This is a genomic window from Trinickia sp., assembly GCF_035492435.1.
Lineage (GTDB): Bacteria > Pseudomonadota > Gammaproteobacteria > Burkholderiales > Burkholderiaceae > Trinickia.
Genome location: NZ_DATJJF010000097.1, coordinates 1 through 4,145 on the forward strand (window position 1 = coordinate 1; position 4,145 = coordinate 4,145).

At 63.0% G+C, this 4,145-nt stretch carries 4 protein-coding genes; 1 reads left to right on the top strand and 3 read right to left on the bottom strand.

Translation table 11 applies throughout. From position 1 onward, the window contains the following. Nucleotides 1-401: Hcp family type VI secretion system effector (locus VL598_RS07320; RefSeq protein ID WP_349255119.1), on the bottom strand; the 401-nt coding region annotated here is incomplete at its 3' end. 208 nt (nucleotides 402-609) lie between these two features. Between VL598_RS07320 and VL598_RS07325 the strand changes: the two genes are divergently transcribed. Then, nucleotides 610-2,301 carry an FAD-dependent monooxygenase gene (locus tag VL598_RS07325; RefSeq protein WP_325326038.1) on the top strand — a complete coding sequence of 564 codons (1,692 nt, stop codon included), beginning with the start codon at nucleotides 610-612 and terminating at the stop codon, nucleotides 2,299-2,301. A gap of 224 nt (nucleotides 2,302-2,525) precedes the next feature. Here the strand turns inward: VL598_RS07325 and VL598_RS07330 are convergent, their stop codons facing one another. Together VL598_RS07330 and VL598_RS07335 are read right to left on the bottom strand one after the other, a co-directional pair. Further along, the gene (locus tag VL598_RS07330; RefSeq protein WP_325326039.1) at nucleotides 2,526-2,768 is read right to left on the bottom strand and encodes a formate dehydrogenase subunit delta; all 243 of its coding nucleotides are present in this window, start codon (nucleotides 2,766-2,768) and stop codon (nucleotides 2,526-2,528) included. A 109-nt stretch (nucleotides 2,769-2,877) separates the two neighbouring features. Then, nucleotides 2,878-4,145 (bottom strand): molybdopterin oxidoreductase family protein (locus VL598_RS07335; RefSeq protein ID WP_325326040.1); only part of this gene is annotated, 1,268 nt, incomplete at its 5' end.

Genomic DNA, 4,145 nt, shown 5'->3' on the forward strand with positions numbered 1-4,145 from the left:
GTCATCCCTGGGTTGATGCCAGTGATTTTCACGCCTTCCAGTAGCATGATGAAATACACCTGTTCCTGCCCTGCGTTGTTAATCCTGTACCACTTCAGTTCCGCAGATTGCAGGGTCTGCCCTTTAGCGACGGCCTTGTAATGGTAAGGGCTGGAAGCATCGAACTCCTTTTCGATGCTCATGGGAGAGTGCGAGCGGGGACCAGTAATTTTCCCGGAGTTGCGATCGACCGGAAGGTTCAGGCCGTGGCTGAAGCCGATTACCTCGATACTTCCTTCGCGCCCCTGGACGGTAACGCCGCCTCTGATATCTGCCCCGCCATCATCATTAAGCCACATATACGCTGGAATCGGGACAGAACGATACATCACATATGTAATGAAAAAGAAAGGATAGGGCAAAATTCTCCGCATCGGCCACTGGCCGGTGACGAATTGATCATGCCGCCAGCGTCATGCATTCACAGACCTTGCTCCATCCTGCCAATCACTAAGCAACGGAAGCTTTTCCTTCACGTCCGAGCCCGCTACACGAACACTCGCGTGAGCGCGGGGCGCCGATGGCCGGCGTACACTACGCGTGTGTGTGGTGTGTCCCCGGAGAAAGAGCATGGCCGCCGTTCTGAACGAGCCGCCGGTGCTGATCGTCGGTGCAGGCCCGACCGGGCTTGCTGCGGCGATGTGTCTTGCACGCGCCCGCGTTCCGGTTCGCCTCGTTGAGCGCGCGCTGCAGCCGGCGTCGCACTCGCGGGCAATCGGCATCCAGGCCCGTACGCTCGAGTTGCTCGAGCAGCATCGCGTGGTGGAGCAGTTTCTCGCGGCAGGCCACCGGCTGCGAGCGGTCAATCTGTACTCAGCCGGCCACAGGCTCGCGCGGCTGGACTTCGACCCGCTGCGCACGCGCTATCCATTTCTGCTGTGTCTTGGCCAGTCCGTAGCAGAACGCATTCTGAGCGACCATCTCGCTGCATTCGGCGTTGTCGTCGAGCGCGGTGTCGAGCTGGTCGATCTCGTTCAGGCCGACTCACAAGTACATGCCGGTCTGCGGCACTCCGATGGCCGGCATGAAACGATCCAGGCATCGTTCATCGTCGCAGCCGACGGCGCGCACAGCACTGTGCGGCATCTGCTCGACCTGAAATCGTCCGGCAAGGCGTTCGATCAGACATTGATGCTCGCCGATCTTTGCGCCGATTCGGATTTGTCCGACGACGAGGTGCATATGTTTACGTCGAAGGACGGGATCGCAGCGCTTGTGCCGATGGGTGGCGGCCGACATCGATTCCTCGCCGACCATGCGAGCGACGGCGCGCTGCCCGAAGAGAGCGCGGCAGAAGTGCGCGACGTCTATACACCGACCCTCGAGCGACTGCAGGCCGCCGCGCGGCGGCGCATCGACCGACGGCTCGAGCTGTCGAAATTGGAATGGTCGTCATGCTTCCGGCTGCATAGCGGGGTGGTCGAGCGGTTGCGGGTGCAGCGCGCTTTTTTGGCCGGCGATGCAGCGTACGTGCATAGCCCAGCCGGTGGGGAAGACATGGATGCGGGCATACAGGAGGCGTTCAACCTAGGCTGGAAGCTCGCTCGCGTGCGCTCAGGCGACGCGCCGGAGGCGTTGCTCGATACCTATCAGGCCGAGCGCCAGCCGATCGAGCGCCGGGTGCTGCGCCAAGTGAGCCTCGTCACGCAGCTGGCGGAGGCGGGGCGTGGTCCACTCAAACTGTTGCGGGAACGGGTCACGCCCGTGCTTGCCTCGTTCGGGCCGCTACGCGACGCTGCCCGGTTGACGGTGAGCGAGCTGTCGATTCAATACAGGCGCAGCCCGCTGACGCTTGAGCGCGTGCTCGATGGCGGCCCACGTGCGGGCGAGCGGGCTCCTGATGCGCTGGTGCAGGTTGTCGATGGTCCACTCGGACGCGCCCCCGGCACCGGGTATATCTACGATCTGCACGACCCGGCTTGCTTCTCGCTCTTCGTGCTGATCGCTTGGCCGCACGACGGGAAGGAGCGCTCGCGTGCCGCAAGTGCGGTGTCGCCCGAAGCAATGGGCGTATGGACGGACGTCGATCGCCTCGCAACCGTGCTGAGCGCCAAGCTGGCAAGCGACGTGCGCATCTGGCGCGTCACCGATATGGCCTGCCGGCGCGGGCCGTCACTCACGGAGGCGTATGGGAGAACGCGGCCGGCTTTCTATATGCTTCGGCCTGACGGATACATATGTGCAAGAGGGCGGCCCGCTTCCGACGCCGGCGCGCTCGTTCGGCATTGCGAAACGTGGTTTGCGATGCGCCGCGATCGGTGATGTGCGGCAGAGCAGGTGCCTCACTACCAAGGCAAGAATGCGACGAGTGGTCGAAGCGGGTTCCCGCCGACCCAGAGCCGCGAGCGCCGACTCGAACTTCGTCAGCGCTTCGTTGGTACTTTGGCCGCGCGTGCCCCAAATGCACAACGGCCGGCCCTCATAGCGAGGAGCCGGCACGTCGATGCCAATTAGGCGTTGAAACTCGGAGACTGGCGAGCCGGAAATCAGGCGGCTGCAGCAGGCGTCAGTTTGTTGCGCGCCCGCGTCAGCGCTTCTTTCACGATCGGCAGAATCGGTTCGCTTTCGGCCGAATTGTCGAGCGTCTCCAAAATCGCACGCCGCATGCGCGGCTCCCAGAATCGCCCAATGTGATCGGCGATACCGGCGAGCGCCTCGTCGCGGTCAGGCATCGATTCGAAGAACTCGCCGATGCGGTTTGCCATTTCGATCAAATTCGCTTTTTTCATCGTAACTGCCTTCTGTCTGGTCCCTTACGTCGTGCCGGGCGACGCCGTTGCCAGCGTCGCCACCGTCGCGTAGGGCCGCACCCCACCTTGTGTCCGGCGGGGTGAAGCCTTACTTGCCCACGCTTGCGTCGGCCAGCGCTTGCTCGCGTTCACGCAGCAAAGCCAGCTGCGTTTCGTTGAAGCGCGAATACTCCTGCTGCCACTCGGAGGGCTGCTGCACCGGCAGCACTTGGACCGCCGTCACCTTGTACTCGGGGCAGTTCGTCGCCCAATCGGAGCTATCCGTCGTAATGACGTTCGCGCCCGATTCGGGGAAGTGGAACGTCGTGTAGACGACGCCCGGCTGCATGCGCTCCGTGACGAGTGCGCGCAGCACGGTCTGACCCGAACGCGATTCGATGCCGACCCAGTCACCCGACTTGATGCCGCGATCTTCGGCGTCGTGCGGATGAATCTCGAGGCGGTCTTCCTCGTGCCAACGCGAGTTCTCGGTACGGCGTGTCTGTGCACCCACGTTGTACTGCGACAGAATACGTCCCGTCGTCAGCAGCAGCGGGAAGCGCTGCGTGACCTTCTCGGGCGTCGCGACGAACTTCGTGATGACGAACTTGCCCTTGCCGCGCACGAACTCCTCGATGTGCATCGTCGGCGTGCCTTCCGGCGCTTGCTCGTTGCAAGGCCACTGCACGCTGCCGAGCTCGTCGAGCAGGTCATACGAAACGTTATGGAACGTCGGCGTAAGACGCGCGATCTCGTCCATGATTTCCGCCGGATGCGCGTAGTCCATTTCGTAGCCGAGCGCACGGGCGAGCTTTTGCGTCACTTCCCAGTCGGCGAAGCCCGCGAGCGGCGGCATCACTTTGCGAACGCGAGAAATACGTCGCTCGGCGTTCGTGAACGTGCCGTCCTTCTCGAGGAACGACGAACCCGGCAGGAACACGTGCGCATACTTGGCCGTCTCGTTCAGGAAGATATCCTGGACGACGATGCATTCCATCGCCGAAAGCGCGGCCGCTACGTGCTGCGTATCCGGATCGGACTGAACGATGTCCTCGCCGTGGCAGTAGAGGCCCATGAAGCTGCCGTCCATCGCCGCATCGAACATGTTCGGAATACGCAGGCCCGGCTCCGACGCAAGGCTCACATTCCAGGCGTTCTCAAACAGTTCGCGCACTTCGGCGCCCGCGACGTGGCGGTAGCCTGGCAGCTCGTGCGGGAAGGAACCCATGTCGCACGAGCCCTGCACGTTGTTCTGGCCGCGCAGCGGATTCACGCCCACGCCTTCGCGGCCGATGTTGCCGGTGGCCATCGCGAGGTTCGCGATGCCCATCACCGTCGTCGAGCCTTGAGCATGTTCGGTCACGCCGAGACCGTAGT

What these genes read in the sequence shown, in the direction of transcription:
- VL598_RS07325 (WP_325326038.1), top strand. Translation starts at nt 610, where the DNA reads ATGGCCGCCGTTCTGAACGAGCCGCCGGTGCTGATCGTCGGTGCAGGC.
- VL598_RS07330 (WP_325326039.1), bottom strand. Translation starts at nt 2,768, where the DNA reads ATGAAAAAAGCGAATTTGATCGAAATGGCAAACCGCATCGGCGAGTTC.